This window comes from Cupriavidus sp. CuC1 (assembly GCF_044627735.1).
In the GTDB taxonomy this organism is placed as follows: Bacteria; Pseudomonadota; Gammaproteobacteria; order Burkholderiales; family Burkholderiaceae; genus Cupriavidus; species Cupriavidus ulmosensis.
Window position 1 is genome coordinate 86232 of record NZ_JBIUHC010000012.1, and the last position, 26661, is coordinate 112892.

The window sequence follows — 26661 nt, forward strand, 5'->3', positions numbered from 1 at the left end:
CCACCCGCTTGTCATTCCCCCAACACCGATCTATCACTTTGAGTGACGCTCCAGCGGATACGGGGCGCAACACCCGGAGTGCATCATGGACGTCAAGGATGGTTTCGTCGGCACCATCGGCCATACGCCGCTGGTCCGGCTGGCAGGCCTGAGTGAGGAGACCGGTTGCGAAATCCTCGGCAAGGCCGAGTTCCTGAATCCGGGCGGCTCGGTCAAGGACCGGGCGGCGCTCTACATCATCCGCGACGCCGAACGGCGCGGCGTGCTCAAGCCTGGCGGGACCGTAGTGGAAGGCACCGCCGGCAATACCGGCATCGGCCTGGCGCATATCTGCGCCGCGCGCGGCTACCGCTGCATCGTGGTCATCCCCGACACCCAGTCACCGGAGAAAATGGAACGCCTGCGCCTGCTCGGTGCCGAGGTGCGCCCGGTACCGGCCGCACCCTACGCCGACCCCAACAACTACCAGAAAGTGGCCGGGCGCCTGGCCGAGGAGACGGAAAACGCCATCTGGGCCAACCAGTTCGATAATCTCGCCAACCGCCAGGCCCATTACGAAACCACCGGCCCGGAGATCTGGCATGACACCGCCGGCAAGGTCGACGCCTTCGTCTGCGCCACCGGCACGGGCGGCACGCTGGCGGGCGTCGCGCGCTTCCTGAAAGAGAAAGAGCGCAACCCGCCTGTGCGCATCGTGCTGGCTGACCCGCATGGCAGCGGGCTGTATCACTTCGTCAAGCACCGCGCGATCAAGGTAGAGGGCAACTCCATCACCGAGGGCATCGGCTCGAGCCGCGTCACGGCCAACCTGGCGGACACGCCGATCGACGATGCGGTGCAGATCGACGACCAGGCCTGCGTCGACATGGTTTACCGGCTGCTGCGCGAGGAAGGCTTATGGGTGGGCGGCTCGTCCGGCATCAACGTGGCGGCGGCGGCATGGCTCGCACGCGAGATGGGGCCGGGCCACACGATCGTCACCCTGCTGAGCGACCGCGGCGACCTGTATGCCGGGCGCCTGTTCAATTCGGCCTGGCTGGCAGCCAAGGGCCTGACGCCGCATGTGCCGGTACCTGGTGGGGTGGCACGGCAATGAGACTGGCTACGTAGCCTCTTTCAAGCGCCGCCACAAGGTGGTGGCGCTGATGCCCAACTGGTGACAGGCGGCGGCGCGGTTGCCGCCGCATTCCGCCAGCACGCGGCGGATATGCTCAGCCTGGCTGGCGCGTGCCACGCCCGCGAGCGAGCCGGCGTCTGTCGCGTCGCCGTCGCCACTCCCCGCCGCTTTGCGCACGCCGCCAGCCGATGGCGAAGGATCGCCCTGCGCCTGCGTGCCAAACAACTCTGGCGCTGCCGCATGCAATTCCTCGAGCAGGTCCGCCGGCGCCAGCTTGCGCCCTGCCACCAGCACCGCGATGCGCTCCGTCACATTTTCCAGTTCGCGGATATTGCCCGGCCACGCATAGCTCGACAGCCTTGCCCGCACCGCCTGCGGCAGCGGCTGCGGCGCTGGCGTGCCCAGACGCTCCTGGGCACGCCGGTACAGCAGTTCGGCCAGTTCCGGCAGGTCGCCGGCGCGCTCCCGCAGCGGCGGCATCTCGATGCGCAGGATATTGAGGCGGTAATAGAGATCCTGGCGGAAGCTGCCCTGCCGCACGAGTTCACCGAGGTTGCGGTGCGTTGCGGCAATGACGCGGACGTTGACGGGGACGGCGTCCAGCCCACCAATCGGCAACACCTGCTTTTCCTGCAGCACGCGCAGCAAGCGCGTCTGCAACGCGGGCGGCATGTCGCCCACCTCATCAAGGAATAGCGTGCCGTTGTGGGCGGACTCGAACAGGCCGGCCTTGCCGCCGCGGCGCGCACCGGTAAAGGCGCCCTCTTCGTAGCCGAACAGCTCGCTTTCCAGCAGGGTCTCCGGGAACGCCGCGCAATTGACCGCCACGAACGGAAATACGCGGCGCGGGCTGGCGTCGTGCATGCCCTGGGCCAGCACCTCCTTGCCGGTGCCGCTTTCGCCGCCCACCAGCACGGTGGAATCCACCGCCGCGTAGCGCCGCGCCAGTTCGCGCAGGTGATGCATCGCCGGTGAGGCGCCGGCGAGGTCGTCCAGGCTGTAGCGCACGCCGGCCGGCCGCGCGCGGCTGCGCGAGCGCAGGTTGCGGTCGACCCGATGGATGGCATTGGCATCCTGCAGCGTCAGCACCGCGCCGGTGGCGCCGCTCTCGGTGACGATGGGGATGCGGTTGACCACCACCATCTTGTCGCCAAGCTTGTGAATGGCTTCGAGTTCCTTGCTGCCGCTCTGCATCACGCCATCGAGCGACAGCGCAGGGGCCAGCGCTTGCAGCTTGCGGCCCAGCGCGGCGGCCGGCGCCGTGCCAAGAAACCGCTCCATGGCGGGGTTGTAGGTCTGGATGCGCCCTTCCGCGTCGACCGCGGCCACGCCTTCGTTCAGGTGCGCCAGGATGGTGTTGACGTAGTCGCGCCGGCCGGATTCGATGCGGCGCAGCCGCGCGGCTTCAATCACGTCCTCCAGCGCGCCACGCACGGAATTGCCGGAGTACAGGAACACGCCGATCAAGCCGATCTTGTCGGCCAGGTCGGTCACCAGGCCGGGCCCGACCACCACCTGCACGCCCTCCTGCTTGAGCGCCTTGACGCGGGCCGCGGCGTCATCCTCGGTCAGGTAGGTGTAGGCCGGGATGGACAGCGAAAACGTCCGCACGAATTCGTCCACCTCGGGATAGGTGGCAGCATGGGTCACCAGCGCCACCCGGGGCGAGATGCGCCGCGCCGTTGCCAGCGCGCTCATCACATCGAACCCCGTCACCTTGACCAGCACCACGGGCACGTCCACGTGCTGGCGCAGGTAGGCGCCGTTTGAGCCGCCCGCCACCACGGCATCGAGCCTGCCCTCGCGCGCTTCGCGGGCGACGGCGCTCGCAGCGGCCGCGTAGCCTTTGCCCACGATGCGGAACTCGGCCTGCGCGGCGTAGGCCGGGATCAGGTCGGCAAAGGCGCGAGACAGGCGGCTGATGCCAATGGCCCAGATCCGCGGGCGGGCCGGCGTGGCGGTGGCGGAAGGGGTGATGGGCGGGAGGATGCCGGATTGCATGGAGACGGAAAACGCTGCAGATACGCCGAATGGCGCTAATCTGGAGATTGTGCGCCAATGCGGATTGCATTTCAATATTGAAATACAATGCTTTCATATTTGAAATTCATCACATACCCGGGATGCAACGCAGCGCCAGGCACGAAGCCGCAGAAACCGCCGCCAGCCCAAGCCTGGCAAGGGTACCTGCCCGACGCGCCCCATCCTCCGCGCGGCCCGATGCACGGCCAAAACAGGCTGGCACACCCCTTGCGCTTATCAGCCGTCCACTCCTAAAGCGATGATCATGACCTTCTCCACTTCCGACCTCGCCCGCTCCGCCGGCGCCCGCTTTCGCCAGGCCCTGGCCGACGAGCATCCCCTGCAGGTCGTCGGCACGATCAATGCCAACCATGCCCTGCTGGCCAAGCGCGCGGGCTACCGCGCGATCTACCTGTCGGGTGGCGGCGTGGCCGCGGGCTCACTCGGCCTGCCTGACCTGGGCATCTCCAACCTGGACGACGTGCTGACCGACATCCGCCGCATCACCGACGTGTGCGACGTGCCGCTGCTGGTCGACGTCGACACCGGCTTCGGCGCCTCGGCCTTCAACGTGGCGCGCACCACCAAGTCGCTGATCAAGTTCGGCGCCGGTGCGATGCACATCGAAGACCAAGTCGGCGCCAAGCGCTGCGGCCATCGCCCGGGCAAGGAAATCGTCTCGCAAGGCGAAATGGTCGACCGTATCAAGGCAGCGGTCGATGCCCGCACCGACGAGAACTTCGTCATCATGGCCCGCACCGACGCGCTGGCCGTAGAAGGCCTGGACAAGGCCATCGAGCGCGCCGTGGCCTGCGTGGAAGCCGGCGCCGACGCCATCTTCCCGGAAGCCATGACCGACCTGGCCATGTACCGCAAGTTCGTCGACGCCGTGAAGGTGCCGGTGCTGGCGAACATCACCGAATTTGGCGCTACGCCGCTGTTCACCACCGAGGAACTGGGTGGTGCCGGCGTGTCGATGGTCCTCTACCCGCTGTCCGCCTTCCGCGCCATGAACAAGGCTGCCGAAAACGTGTACGCTGCCATCCGCCGCGACGGCACGCAGCAGAACGTGGTCGACACCATGCAGACGCGCGCCGAACTGTACGAGAGCATCGGCTATCACGCGTACGAACAAAAACTGGATGCCCTGTTCGCCCAGGGCAAGGCCAAGTAAGCACACCAGCAGCACACGAACAGCACACGAGCACAGCAACCCCAAGGAGACTCCCCCCATGTCCGAAGCGCAACCGCTAGCCGCCCCGAAGCCGAAGAAGTCCGTCGCCCTGTCTGGCGTTACCGCCGGCAATACCGCGCTGTGCACGGTCGGCCGCACCGGTAACGACCTGCACTACCGCGGCTACGACATCCTCGACATCGCCGAGACCTGCGAATTCGAGGAGATTGCCCACCTGCTGGTGCACGGCAAGCTCCCCACCCGCGCCGAACTGGCCGCCTACAAGGCCAAGCTCAAGGCCCTGCGCGGCCTGCCCGCCAACGTCAAGGCCGCACTTGAATGGGTGCCCGCCAGCGCCCACCCGATGGACGTGATGCGCACCGGCGTGTCCGTGCTCGGCACCGTGCTGCCGGAAAAGGACGACCACAACACCCCCGGCGCGCGCGACATCGCCGACCGCCTGATGGCCAGCCTGGGCTCGATGCTGCTGTACTGGTACCACTACAGCCACAATGGCCGCCGCATCGAGGTGGAGACCGACGACGACACCATCGGCGCGCACTTCCTGCACCTGCTGCACGGCCAGAAGCCCTCGGCGCTGTGGGAACGCGCCATGCAGACCTCGCTCAACCTGTACGCCGAGCATGAGTTCAACGCCTCCACCTTCGCCGGGCGCGTGATCGCCGGCACGGGCTCGGACATGTACTCGTCGATCTGCGGCGCCATCGGCGCGCTGCGCGGCCCCAAGCACGGCGGCGCCAACGAAGTGGCGTTCGAGATCCAGAAGCGCTACGACAGCCCGGACGAGGCGCACATCGACATCTCGCGCCGCGTGGAAAACAAGGAAGTGGTGATCGGTTTCGGCCACCCGGTGTACACGGTTTCCGACCCGCGCAACCAGGTGATCAAGGAAGTGGCGCGCCGCCTGTCCAAGGATGCCGGCTCGATGAAGATGTTCGACATTGCCGATCGCATTGAAGCCACCATGCAGGATGGCAAGAAGATGTTCGCCAACCTCGACTGGTTCAGCGCGGTGAGCTATCACATGATGGGCGTGCCGACCGCCATGTTCACCCCGCTGTTCGTGATCTCGCGCACCTCGGGCTGGGCAGCGCACATCATCGAGCAACGCATCGACAACAAGATCATCCGCCCCAGCGCCAACTACACGGGTCCGGAGAACCTGAAGTTCGTGCCGATCAAGGATCGCAAGTAATCTAGCCATCTAGCCGGATGCCGGTTTGCTCCCCTGCATCGCCCGTGGGAGAGGGGGTAGCTGGTCGCAAGGTGCGGCCACTGCCCCCTGATCGTTACTTTATTTCTTCCCTACAAAATGAACACTGCAAACCGCAAACCGCTGCCCGGTACCCAGCTGGATTTCTTCGACACGCGCGCCGCGGTCGAGGCGATCCAGCCGGGCGCCTATGACAAGCTGCCCTACACGTCGCGCGTGCTGGCCGAGAACCTCGTGCGCCGCTGCGACCCCGCCACGCTGACCGCTTCGCTCAAACAGATCGTCGAGCGCAAGCAGGAGCTGGATTTCCCCTGGTTCCCGGCCCGCGTGGTTTGCCATGACATCCTGGGCCAGACCGCGCTGGTCGACCTCGCCGGGCTGCGCGATGCCATCGCCGCCCAGGGCGGAGACCCGGTCCTGGTCAACCCGGTCGTGCCGACGCAACTGGTGGTGGACCACTCGCTGGCCGTCGAGTGCGGTGGTTTCGATCCCGACGCATTCGAGAAGAACCGCGCCATCGAAGACCGTCGCAACGAAGACCGCTTCGACTTCATCAACTGGACCAAGAAGGCGTTCAAGAACGTCGACGTGATTCCGCCTGGCAACGGCATCCTGCACCAGATCAACCTCGAGCGCATGAGCCCGGTGGTGCAGGTCAAAGACGGCGTGGCCTTCCCTGACACGCTGGTCGGCACCGACTCCCACACCCCGATGGTGGACGCGCTGGGCGTGATCGCCATCGGCGTGGGCGGCCTGGAGGCCGAAAGCGTGATGCTGGGCCGCGCCTCGTGGATGCGCCTGCCGGACATCATCGGCGTGGAACTCACCGGCAAGCCGCAGCCGGGCATCACCGCGACGGACACCGTGCTGGCCCTGACCGAATTCCTGCGCAAGGAAAAGGTCGTGTCGTCCTACCTCGAATTCTTCGGCGAAGGCACCACCCACCTGACGCTGGGCGACCGCGCCACCATCTCCAACATGGCGCCGGAGTTCGGCTCCACCGCCGCGATGTTCTACATCGACGAGCAGACCATCAAGTACCTCAAGCTCACCGGCCGCGACGATGCACTGGTCAAGCTGGTGGAAACCTACGCCAAGGAAGCCGGCCTCTGGGCGGACAGCCTGAAGCACGCCGAGTACCCGCGCGTGCTCAGGTTCGACCTGTCCACGGTGGTGCGCAACATCGCCGGCCCGTCCAACCCGCACAAGCGCGTGCCGACCTCCGAGCTGGCCGCGCGCGGCATCAGCGGCAAGGTCGAGAACGAGCCCGGCCTGATGCCGGACGGCGCCGTGATCATCGCCGCCGTCACCAGCTGCACCAACACCAACAACCCGCGCAACATGGTGGCTGCCGGCCTGCTGGCGCGCAACGCCAACAAGCTCGGCCTCACCCGCAAGCCCTGGGTGAAGAGCTCGCTGGCGCCGGGTTCCAAGGCGGTCACGCTCTACCTGGAAGAAGCCAACCTGATGTCGGAGCTGGAGCAGCTGGGCTTTGGCGTGGTGGCCTATGCCTGCACCTCCTGCAACGGCATGTCCGGCGCGCTGGATCCGGTGATCCAGAAGGAAGTCGTGGAGCGCGACCTGTACGCCACCGCCGTGCTGTCCGGCAACCGTAACTTCGACGGCCGCATCCACCCGTATGCCAAGCAGGCCTTCCTGGCCTCGCCGCCGCTGGTGGTGGCCTACGCCATCGCCGGCACCATCCGCTTCGATATCGAGAAGGACGTGCTGGGCACCGACGCCGATGGCAAGCCGGTGACGCTGAAGGACATCTGGCCGTCCGATGAAGAGATCGACGCGGTGGTGGCCGCCAGCGTGAAGCCAGCGCAGTTCCGCAAGGTCTACGAGCCGATGTTCGCCGTGACCGCCGACACCGGCGAGCAGGCCAACCCGCTGTACGACTGGCGCGAGATGAGCACCTACATCCGCCGCCCGCCCTACTGGGAAGGCGCATTGGCGGGCGAACGCGCGCTCACGGGCATGCGCCCCCTGGCCGTGCTGGGCGACAACATCACCACCGACCACCTGTCGCCGTCCAACGCCATCATGCTCGACAGCGCAGCCGGCGAGTACCTGGCCAAGATGGGCCTGCCGGAGGAAGACTTCAACTCCTACGCAACCCACCGCGGCGACCACCTGACCGCGCAGCGCGCCACGTTTGCCAACCCCACCCTGAAGAACGAAATGGTGGTGGTGGACGGCAAGGTCAAGCCGGGCTCGCTCGCCCGTGTCGAGCCGGAGGGCAAGGTCACCCGCATGTGGGAAGCCATCGAGACCTATATGGCCCGCAAGCAGCCGCTGATCGTGATTGCCGGCGCCGACTACGGCCAGGGCTCCTCGCGCGACTGGGCCGCCAAGGGCGTGCGCCTGGCCGGCGTGGAAGCCATTGCCGCCGAAGGCTTCGAGCGCATCCACCGCACCAACCTGGTTGGCATGGGCGTGCTGCCGCTGGAGTTCAAGCCTGGCGTGAACCGCACCACGCTGGGCATCGACGGCACCGAGACCTACGACGTGATTGGCGAGCGCACGCCGCGCTGCGATCTCACCCTGGTGATCCATCGCAAGAACGGCGAGCGCGTGGAAGTGCCGGTGACCTGCCGCCTCGACACCGCCGAAGAAGTGTCGATCTACGAGGCTGGTGGCGTGCTGCAGCGTTTTGCGCAGGACTTCCTCGAGTCGTCGAAGGCCGCTGCCTAAGCGCGCGCAGGCGCATCGACCAGCAACGTGTTCGGGCGGTACGGCAACGTACCGCCCGGTTTCATCAGGACAAGAACCCCATGGCCCAGGTACCCCAGATCAAGATCCCCGCCACCTACATCCGTGGCGGCACCAGCAAGGGCGTCTTCTTCCGCCTGCAGGATTTGCCCGAAGCCGCGCAGGTACCGGGCGCGGCCCGCGATGCGCTGCTGATGCGCGTGATCGGCAGCCCGGACCCTTACGGCAAGCAGATCGACGGCATGGGCGCCGCGACCTCGAGTACCAGCAAGACGGTCATCCTCGCCAAAAGCAGCAAGCCCGATCACGACGTCGATTACCTGTTCGGCCAGGTCTCCATCGACCAGCCCTTTGTCGACTGGAGCGGCAACTGCGGCAACCTCTCCGCCGCCGTCGGCCCCTTCGCCATCAGTGCCGGGCTGGTCGACCCCAGCCGCATCCCGCACAACGGCGTGGCCATCGTGCGCATCTGGCAGGCCAATATCGGCAAGACCATCATCGGGCACGTACCCATCACCAATGGCGCCGTGCAGGAAACCGGCGACTTCGAGCTCGATGGCGTGACCTTCCCCGCCGCCGAAGTGCAGCTTGAGTTCATGGACCCGGCGGCCGAGGAAGACGGCGCCGGCGGCGCCATGTTCCCCACCGGCAACCTGGTGGACGATCTCGAGGTGCCGGGCGTCGGCACGCTCAAGGCCACCATGATCAATGCCGGCATCCCGACCATCTTCCTCAACGCGGAAGCTATTGGCTACAAGGGCACCGAGCTGCAGGACGCCATCAACGGCGACGCCAAGGCCTTGGCGATGTTCGAGACCATCCGCGCCCACGGCGCGGTGCGCATGGGCCTGATCAAACATATCGATGAGGCCGCCACGCGGCAACACACGCCGAAGGTCGCCTTTGTCGCCAAGCCGGCCGGCTACGTGGCCTCCAGTGGCAAGCAGGTTGCCGCCGGCGACGTCGACCTGCTCGTGCGCGCCTTGTCCATGGGCAAGCTGCATCACGCCATGATGGGCACGGCCGCGGTCGCCATCGGCACCGCAGCGGCAATCACTGGCACGCTGGTGAACCTGGCGGCCGGCGGCGGCGAGCGCAACGCCGTGCGTTTCGGCCATCCCTCGGGCACCTTGCGGGTGGGCGCCGAAGCCAGCCAGGTCGACGGCGAATGGACCGTGACCAAGGCCATCATGAGCCGCAGCGCCCGGGTGCTGATGGAAGGATGGGTGCGCGTGCCCGGCGACGCGTTCTGAGGCCGGCTGACGCCGCGGCCTGGATTTCACCCCGGTGCGGGGCCGGCCACGGCGCCCGCTACCGGGAGTATCCCGGAGCTACCACTATCGGCGCACCGGACAGGTCTCTCGCGGCCTGGCCGCGCCGTGTGAATGGCAGTCGGCTCGCGTAGCGAGCGGACTGCCATTTTCCATTCAAGCCTTACCTCTCGCCCTGCAGGCTCGCCTGGCCCGCCGAAGCCGCGTGCGGCCGGAGTTGCGGGATCGCGCGAGATGACACTGGTTTGGTCGTAAGGTGCAAATGCTTGGCGGTTAATTGCGTTAGTGATTTCAAGCCAGGGATCTCAGTCGTGCGGCACAGGTGGCTTGGGGGTCTGTGCATCGACAGGCACGAGGATGACCTCGCCCGATGCCACCAGCCGGAGTTCGCCGCCGGACTGCTCGGCGAACACTTCCGCCCTCGCAAACACCTGCCGCTTGCCCGCCTTGGTCACGCTGGCCCGCGCCACGAATGCCTGCCCCACGGCCGGCGCCATGCAGTTCACCGAATAGTGGGAAGCCATCACTGGCCCCGCCACCGTGGTGGCCGCGAAACCGCAGGCGGTATCGACCAGGGCGCCGATCACGCCCGCATGGAGGAATCCCGCGTATTGCGTGGCTTGGTCATGCCAGGCCATGCGAAGCTCCGCCGCCCCGCCCTCCGCGCGGATCACCTCGAAGCCGAGCCACCGGTTGAATGCGGCGGTCTGGTTGACGCGCTTGACCGCGTCCAGCGAATAGGCGCTGTTGGTGGTCGCGTTGGTGGTCGCGTTCGTGGTCGCGTTGGTGCTGTTCGTATTTGCTGTCATTGCATTACCCTGCCTGGTTGAGATCCAAGGAAAAACTCACTGCATGGCCCGGAAGGTCGCATTGGCCCTGGCGCAAGCCACGCCGTCGGCGGTGACCAAAGCCTGGGCAAAGCACAGCGTCCCGCCGACCTTGATGAATGACGTTTCGAACAGCAGCCACTGCCCGATCCGTGCCACGCCGAGGAAGTCGATCGACAGGTTCACGGTGACCAGGCTGCGCGGCTCGGCGAACTGCATGCCGCACGACAGCCCCATGGCGTTGTCCGCCAGGGCCGTGATCAGCCCGCCATGGGCAAAGCCGCGCGCATTGGTGTGGGCCTGGGCGAGCTTCACCGCCAGCACGATGGCCTGGTCCGAGCGTTTCGAGTACAACGGCTCCCAAGGGTCGGTCAGCGGACTATGGCGAAAATGCGGCGCAAAGCCGGGCGGAAGATCGGCGGGAAGATCGGCATGCTCGGCCGTGGGGCTGGTCATCGTGGTGTCTCCTGGTCGGATCGGTGAGGCTGCGATTGCCCCACCACTATTTTTAATGTAGACCAGTCTATATAATTCTCGAGGGATAACAACCCCTCCAACGACCGAGGACTTCGTCACATGGCCGCTCAAGCCAAGCACCGGGACAAGATCATCCGCTCCGCCGCCGTGCTCTTTCGCCGGTATGGTTACGCCGCCAGCGGCACCAATGACATCGTCGCACTGAGCGGTGCGCCGAAAGGCTCGCTCTATCACTACTTCCCGCGAGGTAAGGAGCAGATCGCCGAGGAAGTCATCGCGTACGCCGGGGAACTGGTGCGTACGACGCTCGCGCAGCTATGCGCCGAGCATGAGTCGCCCGGGGCGATCGTGCGCGCTTATGGGGTGTTGATGGCCGGGTGGATGGCACAGTCCGATTACCGCGACGGCTGCCCGATCTCGACCATCCTGCTGGAAATCGCTCCCGAAGCCGAGGGCGTCGCAGCGGCCGGCAACGCGGCGTTCGCCGCCTGGGAGGCTGTGCTTGCCGACGCCTTCGCCGCGCATGGAATTCCGCGGGCGCGCGCCACCGAACTCGCCGGCCTGGTGATCTGCGGCTGGCAAGGGGCGCTGACGCTCGCCAAGGTGGCCAAGAGCGGGCAACCGATCCGGCGGGCGGTGGATGAACTGGCGCGGCAGCTCGATGCCGAGCCGCTGAACATCGTCCAGGACCAGCTTGGCTGACTGAGTGCGCACGTTCATAGGTGGCCCTCGCCAAGGATGCGATCCAGAATTTCAACATTGCGAACGTGAGGGCCTCCAACGTGACCCTCAATGACAAGGTCGGGGCGTGCTTCCAGGCCATCGTCGCGCAAGGGCCGGTGGCGTCAGGATCCCGTCCCCCTCTCTCAGAACAAAGCACTGCTCATCAAGGCCTTGGCCACCAGTTCGACCTGGTCCGCCCCTTGCGCGTAGACCGAGACCTCGGTCACCACCTGGCGGCGCCCTCGCCTCACCACGTTGGCGACGGCGCGCAGGTTCGCCGCGCGGGCCGCTTCGAGATACTGGATGTTCAGCGAACTGGTGGCGCCCCCGCGCAGGTTATCGGCATCGGCGCCCGAAGCCGCCGCCGCCGCGCCCGCGACGTCGATCAGGGTGGCGATCACGCCGCCGTGCACGATCTCGCCAACCGTCACGTTGGCCGCGCTGAAGGGCAGCAGCAACTCCACCTGGTCCACGGCCAGCACATCCAGCGCAATGCCCAAGGCACGCGCCACGGGCGAGCCCATCAGCACCTGCTCCACGGTGTGGCGGATGCGCGGATCGATAGGCGGCGAGGCGGCGGTGCTTGCAGCGCTGGACAAGGCGGGGATCAGGGACAGCATGGGGGGCTCCTCAGGGTGATCGGTAGTTCAGGCTCGCTCCAGCTTATGCGCACCGGCGGAGCGGCTCAATAACCTTGCAGGTAATCGGCTGGCAGCCAAGACCGGCCCATCCACCCGTTTATAATGGGCGCCCATCCGTCCCGCCACCCAGCCGCATGCCGTCAAACCCGCAAGACCCCAGCCAATCCGCCCAGCAATCCAGTGGGCAGCCGGAGTCACAGCCAGGCCAACCCCGCGGCGACGAAAGCCTGTTCGACCGCCCGGACAGCCCGTGCATCGGCATCTGCTCGACCTTGTTCGATGAGATTTGCCAGGGTTGCGGCCGCAGCGCGATGGAAGTCAGCAACTGGGTCTTCATGGACGATGCGGAAAAGCAGGTGGTGTGGGAGCGCATCACGCGCGAGGGCAAGGGCAAGCGCTTCCGCCAGGGCTGATTCTCCCTTCCCTCGGTGGTCGAGCGTGGGCTCAACCGCCTGCCAGCCGCCGCTCCATATCTTCGACCTCGTGCCGTTCCAGCCGCTGGCGCGCCAGGTTGCGCCAGTTCTCGGCCAATGCCGGCAGTGCCGCCATGGCAGCCAGGGCGACCCTATCCAGCCGATCCACATAGAGCACGTGCAGCAGCCGCTGCAGGCTCCAGCCGGGATTGGGCCGTTCTACCAGCAGGAGGCGGTCGCCCGGCGTCAGCTCCCCCTCTTCCAGCACCCGGTAATACCAGCCCGTGCGCAGGCTCTGCTGGACGGCGCGCGCCATGCCGGCGTGCCCGAAGCGATGGTTCAGCTTCCAGCAGGGCTGGCGAGCCTGCGATACCTCGACCAACGCCCCGCCGAGGCGAAAGCGATCGCCAATGCAGACGTCGGCCTCGGTCAGGCCGGCGGTGCTCACGTTCTCGCCAAACGCACCGGGCCGCGCCAGCACCTCGGCAGCCTGCGCGGATAGCGCCGACAGTTCCTGGCGCCAGGCGGGATAGTGATCGAACGCGTAGTGGTGGATAGCTTTTTCCGGGCCGCCATGGTGCTTGGGGTCTCCCTGCCCATCTCCGGCCAATCCCAGCACGGTGACGCGCACAGCCGCGTCAACCGCATGCTTGTCGATGCCGCTGGGTACGCCCTTGGGCCCAAACGGGCGCACAGTGCCGAGCAGCACGCAATCGATGGCAATGTCCACCTCGGTCATCGCCTGCCGGCCGGTTGCAGCACCAGCGTATCGAAGGCCTCATTGCCCGGCGCGCGGCGGCCCGGCGCCATGGTGATGTACTGCACCGCGGCCCACTTGTCGGTCCAGTCGCGGTAGTGGGTCGACATCACGTTGCCCGACTGCCCGGTCGAATCCATGAAGCGCGACTCGGCCAGGTCGGACAGGTCGTAGATGGCACGCAGGCTGGCCGCGTGCACGCTCTCGAACGGCGCCGCCTCGTCGCGCAGATTGTGGCGTCCCACGTTGACCGTATAGGTGTCGCCGCCACTGGGTACCTTGACGTTGAACAAACCCGCCAGGTAAGGCTGCTTGCCGAACGGCTTGTGCTCGGACCGGGCTGCATGCGCCTTGCCCCAGCGCCAGCGCTCGGGCTTGCCGCCGTAGCGGCGGTCCAGGTCGGCAATGGCCAGGCGCCAGGCGCTGGCGATGGCGTCGTCGCAGCTCTCCTGGGTGGGCGTCTTGCTGTCGTCGCACCAGAACGCGCCCTGCCCCCGCGGATTTCGCAACACGTTGAGCATGGGCTGTTGCACGTTACGCTGCTCCCACAGGCGGTTGAACAGCGTATCTCCCACCTTGTCCTCGAACAACACGCGCGACAGCTCGCGCAGCCATGCGGTTGCCACCAGCGGCTCGGACAGCCCGGCCTGCATATCGCCGTCCCATTTGCGCAGCGACTCGATCAGCGCGCGCTCGCGCTGCGGCAGCGCCGGATTGCTGGCGAAGGGAGATGCCAGCAGCAGCGGCAAGGCGTCGCGCACGGCCAGCGAGAGCGTGTCTTTCTGGATCGCGCCAAAGCTGTCCATGGTGTGCCGCTCGGTGGCGTCGATCAGCGTGCGGATGCGCTGGTAGCGATACGCCACGGTCCATTCGCTGGTCAGGAAGTACGGGTAGTCGTCCTCGACGATCTTCTGGTTGGCGGTGGCGATCACGCCCTCGGGCGGATTGAAGCTGCGCGGCAACTGCTCGAACGGGATGAAGCCGGTCCAGTCGTAGCGCGCATCCCAGCCGGGGGCCGGCGCCAACCCCTTCAGGTCATTGTCGGCGCGGCGCAGCGGCACACGGCCGGGCGCGATAAAGCCGATGTTGCCATCGACGTCGGCGTAGACGATGTTCTGCTGCGGCGAATGGAAATCGCGCAGCGCTGCCAGGAAGCTGGCCCAGTCGGTGGCGCGGTTCAGCGCCAGCCCGGCCTGCACGGTCCGGTCGTCGGCACGCAGCGCAGTCCACTGGAAGGCCACCACGTACTGCGCCCCGAGCGGGGCCGCGGCGGTCGCCACCGGCTCGGCCGCATCGGAGATCACCGGGCCGTGGCGCGTCTCGCGCACGCTCAGCTTCACGTCGGGCGCCCCCTTGACGTGGATGGTCTCGGTGCGCGTGATGAAGTCTGCCCAGCCGTCCGGAGTCTGGTAGCGCTGCGTGCTGCCAGGCTGCAAGCGCTCGATATAGAGATCTTGCACGTCCGGCGCGGTATTGGTGAAACCCCACGCGATGCGCTGGTTGTGCCCTAGCACCACCGCCGGCATGCCGGGCAGCGTGGCGCCCGTGACATCCAGTCCGGGAGCCTGCAGCTGGGCGAAGTACCACAGCGCCGGCGCCTGCAGCCCGAGGTGCGGATCATTGGCCAGCAGCGGCTTGCCCGAACGGGTATGGGCACCCGACACCACCCAGTTGTTCGAGCCCATGCCCTCCACGTAACCCGCCGGCGCCCGCTGCTCGACGCGCGCCATGGCCGTGGCCAGCGGCGCCAGGTGCCGATAGAGATTGCCGTAGTCCATGGTGCGCAGCGGCCGATCGCCGGGGTAAGGCGCCAGCAGCTCATTGATGCGCGCCACCGGCAGCACCTGCGCCAGCCGCATGCGCAGCGTCTCCTGGGTCCAGTTGCCGCCCAGGTCCCACGCCATCATGGTCTGCCAGGCCAGCGTATCGGCCGGCTCCCAGTGCTCGGGCCGGGTGCGCAGGATCAGGAACTCCGGCGGCAACGGTCCCTTGTGGCCATCGATATAGGCATTCACGCCATCGGCATAGGCCTGCAGCACGGCCCGGGTCTCGGCAGAGGATTGGCTCAGGATGGCCTCGGCATTGCGCCGCACGCCCAGGGTACGCAGGAAGCGGTCGGTATCCAGCGCGCTCGGCCCCAGGATTTCCGCCAGGCGGCCGGACACGATGCGCTTGCTCATCTGCAACTGCCACAGCCTATCCTGCGCGTGGACGAAGCCGAGCGCAAAGTAGGCATCCTGCGCATTGGCCGCCTTGATATGCGGCACGGCATGGCGGTCCCGAACGATCGATACGCCATCGCGCAGGCCGGTCAGCTTCAGCGTGCCCGCGGTCTGCGGCTGCGATGCCTGGCGATACCAGACATAAGCGCCAAACGCGCCGACCAGCAGCAGCACCGCCAGCGTCAATACCAGCCAGGTCAGCCGTTTCAACCAACGCATCGATCCCTCTCCCCGCGTGGCGTGGCGTGCCGCGCCCGCGTTCTTATTTATGTTTTTGGTCCCGTGTATCTTGCCCGTCCGCTAGCCCGCAGCCCGCTTGCAGGCCAATGGAACTCCGGCATTATCGCCGAATCATGAATCCGGCCAACGTGAAATCGGCCAACGATTCAGTCAACCAGCCGGCCAAGTAGCCGGCCACCGAAGCGGCCCATGAAAAATGCCCGGACCAGCCGGGCATCGTTCCTCGCGCGAAGGCGGGGGCGCACGGGTCAGCGCCCGCCTTCGCCAGCCGCCGGCCTCAGGCAGCCGGCTTCTTCATTTGCAGCGACTTGTACTCGAGGAATTCCTCGAGCCCGTACTTGCCGGCCTCGCGCCCGTTGCCGGACTGCTTGTAGCCGCCAAACGGCGCCTGCATGTTGAACGGGCCGCCGTTGATGTCGACCTGGCCGGTGCGGATACGGCGCGCCACGCGGATGGCGCGCGCCTCGTCGACCGACCACACGCCGCCGCCCAGCCCGTAGATGCTGTCGTTGGCGATGCGCACGGCATCTTCCTCGGTGTCGTAGCAGATGATCGACAGCACCGGGCCGAAGATCTCCTCCTGCGCCACCGTGGCCTTGGGATCGACATTGCCCAGCACCGTCGGCTTGACGAAGAAGCCCTTGTCCAGGCCTTCCGGCGCCTCCGGGCCGCCGGCTACCAGTTCCGCGCCCTCGTTGATGCCGCGCTGGATATAGCCGGTCACGCGGTCCTTCTGCGCGGCCGAGATCAGCGGGCCGAGCCGGCTGGTTTCCAGCAACGGGTCGCCCACGGTATAGCCTTCGACCACCTTCTTGGCGATCGCCTTGACCTCGTCGTAGCGTGCGCGCGGCACCAGCATGCGGGTGTGCGCCGAGCAGGTCTGCCCGGAGTTGAGGAAGCAGGCGCCAACGGTACCCTTGACCGCGGCAGCCAGGTCCGCGTCATCCAGGATCACCGAGGCGGACTTGCCGCCCAGCTCCAGCGCGACGCGCTTGACGCTCTGCGCGCCCAGCTCGGACACGCGCTTGCCGGCGCGCGTGGAACCCGTGAACGACACCATGTCCACTTCCGGGTGGCTGGCCAGTACCTCGCCCACCACCGGGCCATAGCCGGTGACCAGGTTGAACACGCCCGGCGGCAGCCCGGCGGCTTCGATCACTTCAGCCAGCACGAAGGCATTGAGCGGCGCCACTTCCGACGGCTTGAGCACCACGGTGCAGCCCGCGGCCAGCGCCGGCGCCACTTTCAGCGTGATCTGGTTGAGCGGGTAGTTCCACGGCGTAATGGCCGCGACCACACCGACCGGCTCGCGAACCACCAGCGAATTGCCCACTTCTTCCTCGAACGCAAAGGTATCGAGCAGCTTGGCGGCCTGCGCCCAGTTGTAGACCGGGCCGCCCACCTGGATGGCGCGCGCCAGCTTGATCGGCATGCCGACTTCGCCGGCGATCAGCTGCGCCAGTTCTTCGCTGCGCTCCTTGAGGCCCTCCGCAATCTTGCGGATATAGCCCGCGCGCACGCTGGGCGGCGTGGCCGACCAGCTGTCGAAGGCGGCCCGCGCTGCCTGGATGGCATCCTCGGCGTCGCGCGCGTGGCCTTCGGGGATGCGGCCCATGACGGCTTCGGTCGTGGAGTGGATGACGTTGATCAGGCCGGTACCGTGCGGGGCAATCCACTTACCGTTGATAAAGAGTTTGTCTCGTTGTTGCATGGCCACAGTTTTCAGTTGGGTGAATAGGCGGGTGCAAATTTTGTTACTTTTATGGTGCACCACATTGTAGTGCGCTTTGGCGACTCGTTTTTTTGCAGCGCGCCAGCGTCCCAAACAACGTGGCGATAATCGGCCGGCGAGCCGCATGACGCCAAGTGCGGCCCACCGCACGGCGCTGCCCGGCCTATCACAATGGAGCGAGACATGACCGACCCGGTTTTTCATAAGACCGAGCAAGGCCATGACGAAATCCGCACGCGCGCACGCAAGCTGGACCATAAGTTGCGCGCCTTGCTGCTGATCGTCAATGGAGAGCGCCGCCGCAGCGAGTTGCTGGCCCAGACCGGCGGCATGGGCGTCGGGCCTGAGGCCATCGACGCCCTGCTGGCTGCCGGGCTGATCCGCGCGGAGGATGCGCAGCAGCCAGCGCCAACGGTTACCAGCCCGCCAAACCCGCCCGCAAGCATGGCTGACCATGGCGATGCCAAGGCCGACAGCCTGTTCTCCATGTACGGCATGCGTGGTGCCAATGTGCAGTTACGGGACGACGCCTTGCTGGCGCAAGCCTCCCTGCAAGCCACCGGCGGTGCTTACCAGCAGCTTTATCACTTCTATACGGACGTCATCGGCCATCACCTGGGCCTGCGCGGCTACCTGCTCCAGGTCCAGGTGGAAAAGGCCGGCAGTCCGGCGGAACTGGCGGCATTGCGCGATCCGCTATACAGCGCCCTGCACAAGGCCAAAGGCGAGATCACTGCCGGCGCCATCATCGACCAGCTCGACAGGATGGTGCGCGACAACGGGCAAGCATCGGCCTGAGCGGATGCGGCCACAAAAACAAGAAGGGCCGCGCTTGGCGGCCCTTCAGCTTGCTGACAAAGGTCGATCTACGATGTCGCGCTCCCCTCTCCCGCACGCGGGAGAGGGGCTGGGGGAGAGGGCGGGAGTCCCTACGAAGTGGACGTCCTCACGCTATGCGAGCGCCCTCCCTCTCCCCCGACCCCTCTCCCACAAGTGGGAGAGGGGAGCAAACCGGATGGTTCGCAACTTTGTCAGCAGTCCCAAGAGCAGCGCTTGGCGGCCCTTCTTGTTTGCCCGAGGCTTTTTTTTACTGCTTAGTCGTCGATGCCTTGCGATTCCAGGTACTCGTCGTACGTACCCAGGTAGTCGGTCAGCGTGCCGTCGTTGCGCACTTCGATCACGCGCGTGGCCAGGCCACTGACGAAGATCCGGTCGTGCGAGACGAAGATCAGCGTGCCGGCGTATTTGTCGAGCGCGATCTGCAGCGATTCGATGGATTCCATGTCCATGTGGTTGGTCGGCTCGTCAAGCGCCATCACATTGTGCCGGCCCAGCATCAGCTTGCCCCAGATCATGCGGCCCTTTTCGCCGCCGGACAGCACCTTGACGGACTTCTTGATGTCGTCGGCGGAGAACAGCAGGCGGCCCATCGTGCCGCGCAGCGACTGGTCGTCGTCGCCGGCCTGGGTCCACTGGCTCATCCAGTCGATCAGGTCCCGGTCGACCGGGAATTCCTCGAAGGTGTCCTGCGGCATATAGCCGACATTGGCGTTCTCGGCCCACTTGATGGTGCCGCGATCGACTTCCACGCCGCCCTTGACGGTGCTGCCCAGCAGGCTGCGCAGCAAGGTGGTCTTGCCGGCGCCGTTCTCGCCGATGATGGCCACGCGCTCGCCGGCCTGGATCGCGATCGACAGGTTGTTGATGACCTTGCGATCGTAGGTCTTGGTCACGCCCTCGGCTTCCACGGCCAGGTTGTGCAGCTTCTTGTCGAACTCGAAGCGGATGAACGGATTCTGGCGCGACGACGGCTTGATGTCCTCGACCTTGATCTTGTCGATCTGCTTCAGGCGCGACGTGGCCTGGCGGGCCTTGGACTTGTTGGCCGAGAAGCGGCGCACGAAGTCCTGCAGCTCGCCGATGCGCTCCTTGGCGCGCGTATTGGCCGCCACCTGGCGCTCGCGAGCCTGCATGGAGGCTTCCATGTAGTCGTCGTAGTTGCCCGGGTAGACCTTGAGCGTGCCGTAGTCCATGTCGGCCATGTGCGTGCACACGGAGTTCAGGAAGTGGCGATCGTGGGAAATGATGATCATGGTGGAATTGCGCTCGTTGAGCACGTGTTCCAGCCAGCGGATCGTATTGATGTCGAGGTTATTGGTCGGCTCGTCGAGCAGCAGCACGTCCGGGTTCGAGAACAGGGCCTGCGCCAGCAGCACGCGCAGCTTCCAGCCCGGCGCCACGTTGCTCATGGTGCCCTGGTGCTGGTCGGTGGGAATGCCCACGCCCAGCAGCAGCTCGCCGGCGCGCGCTTCGGCCGTGTAACCGTCGTACTCGGCATACTTGGCCTCCAGCTCGGCGGCCTTCATGTAGTCTTCGTCGGTGGCTTCCGGGTTGGCGTAGATCGCATCGCGCTCGGCGGCGGCGGCCCACAGCTCGGTATGGCCCATCATGACCACGTCCAGCACGCGCATGTCTTCATAGGCGAACTGGTCCTGGCGCAACTTGCCCAGGCGCACGCCCGGCTCCAGCATGACGGTGCCGGCGGATTGCTCGAGATCCCCGCCGAGGATCTTCATGAAGGTGGACTTGCCGCAGCCGTTCGCGCCGATCAAGCCGTAGCGGTTGCCCTCGCCGAACTTGACCGAGATATTCTCGAACAACGGCTTGGGGCCGAACTGCATGGTGATGTTTGCGGTAGAAAGCACGTCTGGGACCTTGTATGGATGATGAGGCGCGGGACTTGCCGCGCTTGCCTCGGGCTGCCGCCTGCCAAGGGCTGTGCAAAATGCGATTCGCTTGGCTTCTTTGGCAACGGGGGCGGCATAAAGCCAGGCATGGTGACCTGGCGGCGCGTTGGCGCGGGACCCGGGCAGGGAAATCGGGAAACAACCCAAAATTTTACCACTGGCGGGCAAAGGAACGAAGCGATAAGCCTCAGATGTGGGCGCAAGCCGCCGCTTTCAACACCGGGTAGCCCGACAGCGACAGGGAAAACCCATCCGCACGTGCGCTCAACTGCGCCTGCCCGCCCACCGGCAGGGTCAGCTTGCGCGGGCAATGACCGAACGGCAGGCCGGTGAGGACCGGCACCGACAGGCGCGCCTGCATGTACGCCACCACTGCAGGCAGGTCATAGCCGTTGTCGTAGTCGGTCACGCGGTAATTGGAAAAGTCGCCCAGCAGGATCGCGCGCTGCGCGCCAAGCACGCCGGCCTGGTCCAGCTGCAGCAGCATGCGCTCGACCCGGTACGGCGGCTCGTTGACGTCTTCCAGGAACAGGATGCCGCCCTCTACGGCCGGCATGAATGGCGTGCCCAGCAAGCTGCACAGCATCGCCATGTTGCCGCCCCACAGCGTGCCCGACAACGAGCCGGTAAAAGGCTGGCCGCCGGCCTGCGGCGCATCCACGTCGATGGTGTACGCCGGATCGCGCAGCACGCCGTTGAAGTGCTGCCACATGAAGGGATCGACCACGTCCGCGCCAAAATCCGCCAGCAGCATCGGGCCGGCAAAGGTGACGCCGCCGGTGGCCGCCAGGTACGCTAGCTGGAAGGCCGTGAAATCGCTATGGCCGACAATCGGCGTCTGGCTGGCGCGCGCCTGCTCGGCGATGCGGGCGAAGTCCACCTGCTCCAGCAGCCGCGCAATGCCGTAACCGCCGCGCACCGCCAGCGTCAGCTCGTGCGCCGCGCCGGTGCCGATGGCGTGCAGGTCGGCCAGCCGCTCCGCATCGCTGCCGCCAAAGCGCAAATAGCGGCGCGCCAGCACATCCGGGTTGCCGACATGAAAGCCCTGCCCCTTGAGCCAGGCGCAGCCGCGCGCGGCGATGGCGACGTCATGCGGATAGCCGGAAGACGCGATCAGGCGGACCTCGGTGGCTGGCGTGGGCGTGGTCGTGGGCTGGCTCATGCGTCGGAGTTCTGGCTTGGGTCGGTGTCGATGGAGGCTGCGGGTGCGGCAGCATCGCAATGGGCGCAGGCAGGCGCATCGCTTGCCCCCGCAGTCTGGGCGGCTTCTTGCGCCGCTGCTTTCTGTGCGGCCTTCTGGGCCCGGCGCCTGCCGCCAAAGAAATCCTTCAGCATGCGCGAGCACTCGTCGGCCATCACGCCGTCGGCTATGGTGGTCTGGTGATTGAGCTGCGCCTGCTCGAACAGGTTGAGCACGCTGCCCGCGGCGCCGGTCTTGGGGTCGGTGGCGCCAAACACCACGTGACGAATCCGCGCGTGCAGGATCGCGCCGCTGCACATCACGCAAGGTTCCAGCGTCACATAGAGCTCGCACTCCGGCATGCGGTAGTTGCCGATCACGCGGGCAGCGGCGCGCAGCGCCTGCATTTCAGCATGAGCGGAAGGATCGACCGAGCGGATCGGCAGGTTGTGGCCGCGCGCGATGATGGTGTCGTTCCACACCACGACCGCGCCCACCGGGACTTCGCCGGCGGCTTCGGCCAGGCGCGCTTCGTCAAGCGCGGCCTGCATATAGCGGCGCTCGCGCTCCAGCGCAGGATCCATGGAAGGATCCGGGCTTTCCAGGCTTGCCTCGGGCGGGAGGGTCGGCGCGGTCATCGCGGCTGCATCATCCCGGCGGGTCAGTCCTGCGCCGGCAGGCTGAAGGCGGCGCTGACCTCGGCCCAGCAGTTCGGGGTCTCGAACAGCACCAGGCGGGTGAGCTGCAACTGGTGGCCAAAGCAATCCTTGAACACCGGGGCGAGCATGTCGAAGGCGATCTGCGCCAGGTTCTCCACGGTTGGGATGGCATCGAGCACCACCGTCTTGTGCCCGTCCATGGTCTGCAGGAAGTTCAGCAGCGCGGTATCGCCGCGGTAGATCAGGAAGGCGTGGTCCCACTTGGACACCAGGTGTTCCGTGGCCAGCGCCTTGATGTCGCTGAAGTCCAGGATCATGCCCTCGTCCGAGGCGCCGGCGCGATGCAGCACCTCGCCCGACAGCGTCAGGTCCAGGCGATAGCGATGGCCATGGATGTTGCGGCACTGGCCGCCATGGTTGGGGATGCGGTGGCCGGAGTCGAACTCCAGCCGGCGGGTAATGGAAACTTGCTTGTTCATGTGGACCAGTGGGTGCCGAGGTGTGCCGGTGCGTACCGGCGCGATTTGCACGATTTGCGCGATTTGCCTACCGGATGCCGAGCAGCTTGTGGGTCTGCAGCGAGAGGCGCCAGAGCGGACGGCGCTGGCAGAACTCCACCGCCAGCGCGGTATTTTGCCGTGCCAGCGGGCCATCCATGGCCTGCACCAGGAAATAGCGGAATTCAAGGCGCTCGTATGCGGCGAAATCCTGCCCATCCTGCGGGATCACCACCTTGAGCTCGTCGCCGCGCGTGACCACCAGCTCGGCGCCCATCTTGGGGCTCACGCAAACCCAGTCGATGCCGTCCGGCACCGGCAACGTGCCATTGGTTTCGATGGCGATCTCGAAGCCGCGCGCATGCAGCGCGTCGATCAGGGGCGCATCCAGCTGCAGCAGCGGCTCGCCGCCCGTGCAGACCACCAGCGGGCGCCCGGCGGCGCTGCTCTCCACGCCTTGCGGCCACTGGGCCGCCACCTTGTCGGCGAGCGCCTCGGCGCTGCGGTACTTGCCGCCCTCGGTGCCGTCGGTGCCAACGAAGTCGGTGTCGCAGAACTGGCAGACCGCGCCGGCACGGTCTTCCTCGCGCCCGCTCCAGAGATTGCATCCGGAGAAGCGGCAGAACACGGCTGCGCGGCCCGCGTTGGCGCCTTCGCCCTGCAGTGTGTAGAAGATTTCCTTGACGGCGTAAGTCATGCTGGCTGGTAAAGCTGTAGTAGCTCTTGTAGGTGGTGCTGTGGGTGGTGTGGTGATGCACTCATCATGCGGCACGACATGCCGGCCTGGCGGTGTGGCGGCCAGCGCAGACAGGCCTCGACCGGCCGGTACACGGCGCGCGGCGAATGCCGGGCGGGCAACTGGCGACGAGTGGCGACTTTAATGGCCGCGACTTAATGGCCCAAAAACAGCGCAAAAAACTGCGGCTAGCTCGCTATTTTCGCACAGGAGCGCAATCCGCTCCAGCCACCTCCTTGATTTCCCCTATTGCCAAGGCCCAGCTTAGCCGCTGGCCTGGGCTGGCACCGGCCTAAACCTGCGCCCAGGCCGCCTCGCGCAGCTTCCCCCCGACAAAATCCAGGAAGCTCGCGATGCGCGCTGAAAGCTGGGTGTTGAGGTAGTAGACCGCGTTGATCGACTGCCGTTCGTCGATGGTGTGCCCCATCAGCACCTGCACCAGGTCGCCACGGCGCCGGTCCGCATCGGTCATGAAGTCCGACAAGCAGACCAGGCCCTCGCCCGCCAGCGCCAGTTGGCGCAGGGTTTCGCCGCTCGATGCCGACAGATGCGGCGCGATCTGCACCTCTTCGCCCACGGCGCCGCGCAAGGGCCAGCGATTGAGCGATTCGGGCTGGGTGAAGCCGATCAGGCTGTGGCTGGCAAGGTCTGCCACGCTTTCCGGGCGGCCCCGCGCCTTGAGATAGGCGGGGCTGGCCAGCACGCGCACGCGGCTGCTGGCCAGCGGGCGGGCATGCAGCGTGGAGTCCCGCAGCGTGCCGATGCGGATTGCCACGTCGGTGCGATGCTCCAGCAGGTCGATGATCTGATCGTTGGTATTGAGCTCCAGTTCGATTTCCGGATACGCCCGGCGGAATTCCCCGATCAGCGGCACGATCACATGCAGCATGAAGGGCGACGCCGCATTCACCCGCAGCCGCCCCGCCGGCCGCTGGCGGCGCACGGCCATCTGCTCCTCCGCCAGTTCCACCGAGGCCAGGATGGCGCGCGCGTGGGCCAGCAAGGCGTCGCCCTCCTCGCTCAGCGCCAGCCGGCGCGTGGTCCGGTGCAGCAAGGTGGTGCCCACCTTGTCTTCCAGGCGGCTGAGCGCGCGGCTGATGCCGGAGACGGTCTGCCCCAGTTGCTCGGCCGCGGCTGTGATGGAGCCGCTGTCCACCACGGTGGCAAAGGCCTGCAGTTCTTCGAGTGTGATCTTCATTGTTGAATATTAAGCAAACACTCGTTGAAAATCACCCTGCATTCTGCAATAAAGCCTGGCTGACGACTTGAGCGCCCCGCCGGCGCGAATGGCCAGGCACCCGAACCGTTCTTGAATATTTATCAAGTATCTTATCCAGATACCCCACTTAATCAGCAAGAAAGACAGCGGCAAACTGCGCCCATTCCATTACCGGACGCATCTGGAGCCCACCATGCCCATTGCCCTGTTCGCGCTGACCATCAGCGCGTTTGCCATCGGGACCACCGAATTCGTCATCGTCGGCCTGATCCCCACCATCGCCGCCGATCTCCACATCACGCTGCCCTCGGCCGGCCTGCTGGTCAGCCTCTATGCGCTCGGCGTGGCCATCGGCGCCCCCGTGCTGACCGCCCTCACCGGCCGCCTGCCGCGCAAGGCGCTGCTGCTGTCGCTGATGGCCCTGTTCACGCTGGGCAACCTGCTGGCCTGGAAGGCGCCGGGCTATGAATCGCTGATCCTGGCACGCATCCTGACCGGCCTGGCTCACGGCGTGTTCTTCTCGATCGGCTCCACCATCGCCACCAGCCTGGTGCCAAAGGAGAAGGCCGCCAGCGCCATCGCCATCATGTTCACCGGCCTGACCGTGGCGCTCGTCACCGGCGTGCCGCTGGGCACCTTTATCGGCCAGCATTTCGGCTGGCGCGAGACCTTCCTCGCGGTATCGGCGCTCGGCCTGGTCGCCTTTGTCGGCAGCCTGATGTTTGTCCCGGCCAATATCCGCCACGGCGCCCCGGCCTCGTTGCTGCAACAGGCCAAGGTGCTGGCCGAGCCGCGCCTGCTGCTGGTCTACGCCAAGACCGCGATCGGCTACGGCGGCTCGTTCATCCCCTTCACCTTCCTGGCCCCCATCCTGCAAGAGGTCTCGGGCTTCAGCGCCGGCGCGGTCGGGCTGGTCATGCTGGTGTACGGCGTATCGGTCGCCGCGGGCAACATCTGGGGCGGCCGCCTGGCCGATCGCCACGGCCCCATCGCCGCGCTCAAGATCGTGTTCCTGCTGCTTGCGATCGTCCTGTTCGCGCTGACTTTCACCGCCCCGCACCGTTGGCTGGTGGTCGCCACCGTGCTGGCCTGGGGCGCGGTCGCCTTCGGCAATGTGCCGGGCCTGCAGGTCTACGTGGTCAAGCAGGCGGAGCGCTATACGCCGGGTGCCGTCGATGTGGCATCGGGCCTGAATATCGCCGCCTTCAACCTGGGGATTGCCGGTGCGGCCTGGGCCGGCGGCCTGATCGTGACCCACATGGGCCTGATGCATACGCCGTGGATTGGCGCGCTGGTGGTGCTGGTGGCGCTGGGCCTGACCGCATGGAGCGGCCGCCTGGACAGGCTTGAAGCGCAACCCACGGCTGGTGGCAAGCTAGCCGCTGGCGGGGCCTGAGCCCTCATCGCTAGCCTCAGGGCGGCCGGGATCACGACTTTGCCCATACGGGCGGGAATCTCGCGGATATCAGTCTGTGCAGATCAGGATCAGTCCGGCCTCGCTGACAACCTTGTTGTCGGCAAAGCCCGCAAAAACGGCCAGGGTGATCGCCAGAACAATCAGGCCGCCCAGCAGGATGGGCATCGTGTACCTGTCGGCAAATCGCCCCACGATGGCGTTGCCGACCACGTTGGCGATGCCATAGACAACCAGCAAAGCGGGCACGGCGCCAGCCGAAAAGCCCGCCAGCTCCGTGAGCGCCCGCCCTCTCCCACAAGTGGGAGAGGGGAGCAACCCGGCGGTAGAGTAAAAGCATCAGTCGGTGTAGCCGTGATTTCCGCCCCCAGGCGGCAATCACCTGCCCGCGATGCGCAGCGAGCCGTCAAGGTTTTCATCTCCCGTTATGGGGCGCCTCGTCGGCAGGCCAAAAGAGCGGAAAAGAGGAGGCCATGTTTGAGTATCGCCTTAAGGCGATGCGAGTTTGGCCTCCGGCCGCTCTTTTGGACTGACGACGAGGAGTCTTTCGCCCCATCCGGGTCGCCTTCTTTGCCTACTTTCTTGGCGAGACAAGAAAGTAGGTCGCCTCCCCGCAGGGGAGGTGAAACTGCAGTTGTTTTTGA

The 26661-nt window shown here is 66.3% G+C and carries 23 protein-coding genes; 9 read left to right on the forward strand and 14 right to left on the reverse strand.

Annotated features, from left to right (window positions below; translation table 11 throughout):
• The first annotated feature begins 85 nt into the window (after positions 1-85).
• Entirely contained in the window at positions 86-1096 is a 1011-nt protein-coding gene (locus ACGLHR_RS07800) for a cysteine synthase A (protein WP_267603170.1), read from the forward strand.
• 6 nt (positions 1097-1102) lie between these two features.
• Here ACGLHR_RS07800 and prpR read toward each other — a convergent pair whose 3' ends face one another.
• Positions 1103-3118: a propionate catabolism operon regulatory protein PrpR gene (prpR, locus tag ACGLHR_RS07805; RefSeq protein ID WP_400093049.1), complete on the reverse strand. Its 2016-nt coding sequence runs from the start codon at positions 3116-3118 to the stop codon at positions 1103-1105.
• 286 nt (positions 3119-3404) lie between these two features.
• Between prpR and prpB the strand changes: the two genes are divergently transcribed.
• The 4 genes from prpB (at position 3405) to prpF (ending at position 9515) form a co-directional block, all read left to right on the forward strand.
• Positions 3405-4313: a methylisocitrate lyase gene (prpB, locus tag ACGLHR_RS07810; RefSeq protein ID WP_267603172.1), complete on the forward strand. Its 909-nt coding sequence runs from the start codon at positions 3405-3407 to the stop codon at positions 4311-4313.
• Positions 4314-4371: 58 nt separating this feature from the next.
• Positions 4372-5529 carry a 2-methylcitrate synthase gene (gene prpC, locus ACGLHR_RS07815; RefSeq protein WP_400093050.1) on the forward strand — a complete coding sequence of 386 codons (1158 nt, stop codon included), beginning with the start codon at positions 4372-4374 and terminating at the stop codon, positions 5527-5529.
• A gap of 117 nt (positions 5530-5646) precedes the next feature.
• On the forward strand, positions 5647-8244 hold the full coding sequence (gene acnD, locus ACGLHR_RS07820) for a Fe/S-dependent 2-methylisocitrate dehydratase AcnD (protein ID WP_400093052.1): 2598 nt from the start codon (positions 5647-5649) through the stop codon (positions 8242-8244).
• A gap of 80 nt (positions 8245-8324) precedes the next feature.
• Complete coding sequence (gene prpF / locus ACGLHR_RS07825) at positions 8325-9515, forward strand: 2-methylaconitate cis-trans isomerase PrpF (protein ID WP_318237578.1); 1191 nt, start codon at positions 8325-8327, stop codon at positions 9513-9515.
• 323 nt (positions 9516-9838) lie between these two features.
• Here the strand turns inward: prpF and ACGLHR_RS07830 are convergent, their stop codons facing one another.
• Both ACGLHR_RS07830 and ACGLHR_RS07835 read right to left on the reverse strand, forming a co-directional pair.
• On the reverse strand, positions 9839-10342 hold the full coding sequence (locus ACGLHR_RS07830) for a PaaI family thioesterase (protein ID WP_400093053.1): 504 nt from the start codon (positions 10340-10342) through the stop codon (positions 9839-9841).
• 36 nt (positions 10343-10378) lie between these two features.
• The gene (locus ACGLHR_RS07835) at positions 10379-10816 is read right to left on the reverse strand and encodes a PaaI family thioesterase (RefSeq protein ID WP_400093054.1); all 438 of its coding nucleotides are present in this window, start codon (positions 10814-10816) and stop codon (positions 10379-10381) included.
• Positions 10817-10936: 120 nt separating this feature from the next.
• On the opposite strand from ACGLHR_RS07835, the gene ACGLHR_RS07840 reads away from it, so the two are divergent.
• Complete coding sequence (locus ACGLHR_RS07840; protein WP_267603179.1) at positions 10937-11539, forward strand: TetR/AcrR family transcriptional regulator; 603 nt, start codon at positions 10937-10939, stop codon at positions 11537-11539.
• Positions 11540-11703: 164 nt separating this feature from the next.
• On the opposite strand, the gene ACGLHR_RS07845 is transcribed toward ACGLHR_RS07840, so the two are convergent.
• The gene (locus ACGLHR_RS07845) at positions 11704-12180 is read right to left on the reverse strand and encodes a PaaI family thioesterase (RefSeq protein WP_400093055.1); all 477 of its coding nucleotides are present in this window, start codon (positions 12178-12180) and stop codon (positions 11704-11706) included.
• Between the two features lie 155 nt (positions 12181-12335).
• Here ACGLHR_RS07845 and ACGLHR_RS07850 point away from each other — a divergent pair, with 155 nt between their 5' ends.
• Positions 12336-12614 (forward strand): DUF1289 domain-containing protein, encoded by a 279-nt coding sequence (locus ACGLHR_RS07850; protein WP_400093057.1) that lies wholly within the window; start codon positions 12336-12338, stop codon positions 12612-12614.
• A 31-nt stretch (positions 12615-12645) separates the two neighbouring features.
• Here ACGLHR_RS07850 and ACGLHR_RS07855 read toward each other — a convergent pair whose 3' ends face one another.
• The 3 genes from ACGLHR_RS07855 to ACGLHR_RS07865 all read right to left on the reverse strand — a co-directional run bounded on the left by ACGLHR_RS07855 (position 12646) and on the right by ACGLHR_RS07865 (position 17544).
• On the reverse strand, positions 12646-13353 hold the full coding sequence (locus ACGLHR_RS07855; RefSeq protein ID WP_400093058.1) for an MOSC domain-containing protein: 708 nt from the start codon (positions 13351-13353) through the stop codon (positions 12646-12648).
• A complete protein-coding gene (locus ACGLHR_RS07860) occupies positions 13350-15812 on the reverse strand; it encodes a penicillin acylase family protein (RefSeq protein WP_400093060.1) in 2463 nt (820 codons plus the stop codon). The genes ACGLHR_RS07855 and ACGLHR_RS07860 overlap by 4 nt, the downstream gene beginning before the upstream one ends.
• 298 nt (positions 15813-16110) lie before the next feature.
• On the reverse strand, positions 16111-17544 hold the full coding sequence (locus ACGLHR_RS07865) for an aldehyde dehydrogenase family protein (protein ID WP_400093062.1): 1434 nt from the start codon (positions 17542-17544) through the stop codon (positions 16111-16113).
• Positions 17545-17748: 204 nt separating this feature from the next.
• On the opposite strand from ACGLHR_RS07865, the gene ACGLHR_RS07870 reads away from it, so the two are divergent.
• Positions 17749-18363 carry a hypothetical protein gene (locus ACGLHR_RS07870; RefSeq protein ID WP_400093063.1) on the forward strand — a complete coding sequence of 205 codons (615 nt, stop codon included), beginning with the start codon at positions 17749-17751 and terminating at the stop codon, positions 18361-18363.
• Positions 18364-18659: 296 nt separating this feature from the next.
• Here ACGLHR_RS07870 and ACGLHR_RS07875 read toward each other — a convergent pair whose 3' ends face one another.
• The 6 genes from ACGLHR_RS07875 to ACGLHR_RS07900 all read right to left on the reverse strand — a co-directional run bounded on the left by ACGLHR_RS07875 (position 18660) and on the right by ACGLHR_RS07900 (position 24582).
• Entirely contained in the window at positions 18660-20270 is a 1611-nt protein-coding gene (locus ACGLHR_RS07875) for an ABC-F family ATPase (protein WP_267603185.1), read from the reverse strand.
• Positions 20271-20499: 229 nt separating this feature from the next.
• A complete protein-coding gene (ldcA, locus tag ACGLHR_RS07880) occupies positions 20500-21474 on the reverse strand; it encodes a muramoyltetrapeptide carboxypeptidase (RefSeq protein WP_400093064.1) in 975 nt (324 codons plus the stop codon).
• The gene (gene tadA, locus ACGLHR_RS07885) at positions 21471-22130 is read right to left on the reverse strand and encodes a tRNA adenosine(34) deaminase TadA (protein WP_400093066.1); all 660 of its coding nucleotides are present in this window, start codon (positions 22128-22130) and stop codon (positions 21471-21473) included. The genes ldcA and tadA overlap by 4 nt, the downstream gene beginning before the upstream one ends.
• Before the next feature lie 23 nt (positions 22131-22153).
• The gene (gene queD, locus ACGLHR_RS07890; RefSeq protein ID WP_267603190.1) at positions 22154-22630 is read right to left on the reverse strand and encodes a 6-carboxytetrahydropterin synthase QueD; all 477 of its coding nucleotides are present in this window, start codon (positions 22628-22630) and stop codon (positions 22154-22156) included.
• Between the two features lie 67 nt (positions 22631-22697).
• Positions 22698-23345 (reverse strand): 7-carboxy-7-deazaguanine synthase, encoded by a 648-nt coding sequence (gene queE, locus ACGLHR_RS07895; protein WP_400093067.1) that lies wholly within the window; start codon positions 23343-23345, stop codon positions 22698-22700.
• A gap of 331 nt (positions 23346-23676) precedes the next feature.
• Complete coding sequence (locus tag ACGLHR_RS07900; protein ID WP_400093069.1) at positions 23677-24582, reverse strand: LysR substrate-binding domain-containing protein; 906 nt, start codon at positions 24580-24582, stop codon at positions 23677-23679.
• Between the two features lie 214 nt (positions 24583-24796).
• Between ACGLHR_RS07900 and ACGLHR_RS07905 the strand changes: the two genes are divergently transcribed.
• Positions 24797-25999, forward strand: coding sequence for an MFS transporter (locus tag ACGLHR_RS07905; RefSeq protein WP_400093070.1), 1203 nt, complete (start codon positions 24797-24799; stop codon positions 25997-25999).
• Between the two features lie 69 nt (positions 26000-26068).
• On the opposite strand, the gene ACGLHR_RS07910 is transcribed toward ACGLHR_RS07905, so the two are convergent.
• Positions 26069-26266, reverse strand: coding sequence for a hypothetical protein (locus ACGLHR_RS07910; RefSeq protein WP_400093071.1), 198 nt, complete (start codon positions 26264-26266; stop codon positions 26069-26071).
• Positions 26267-26661: the final 395 nt, after the last annotated feature.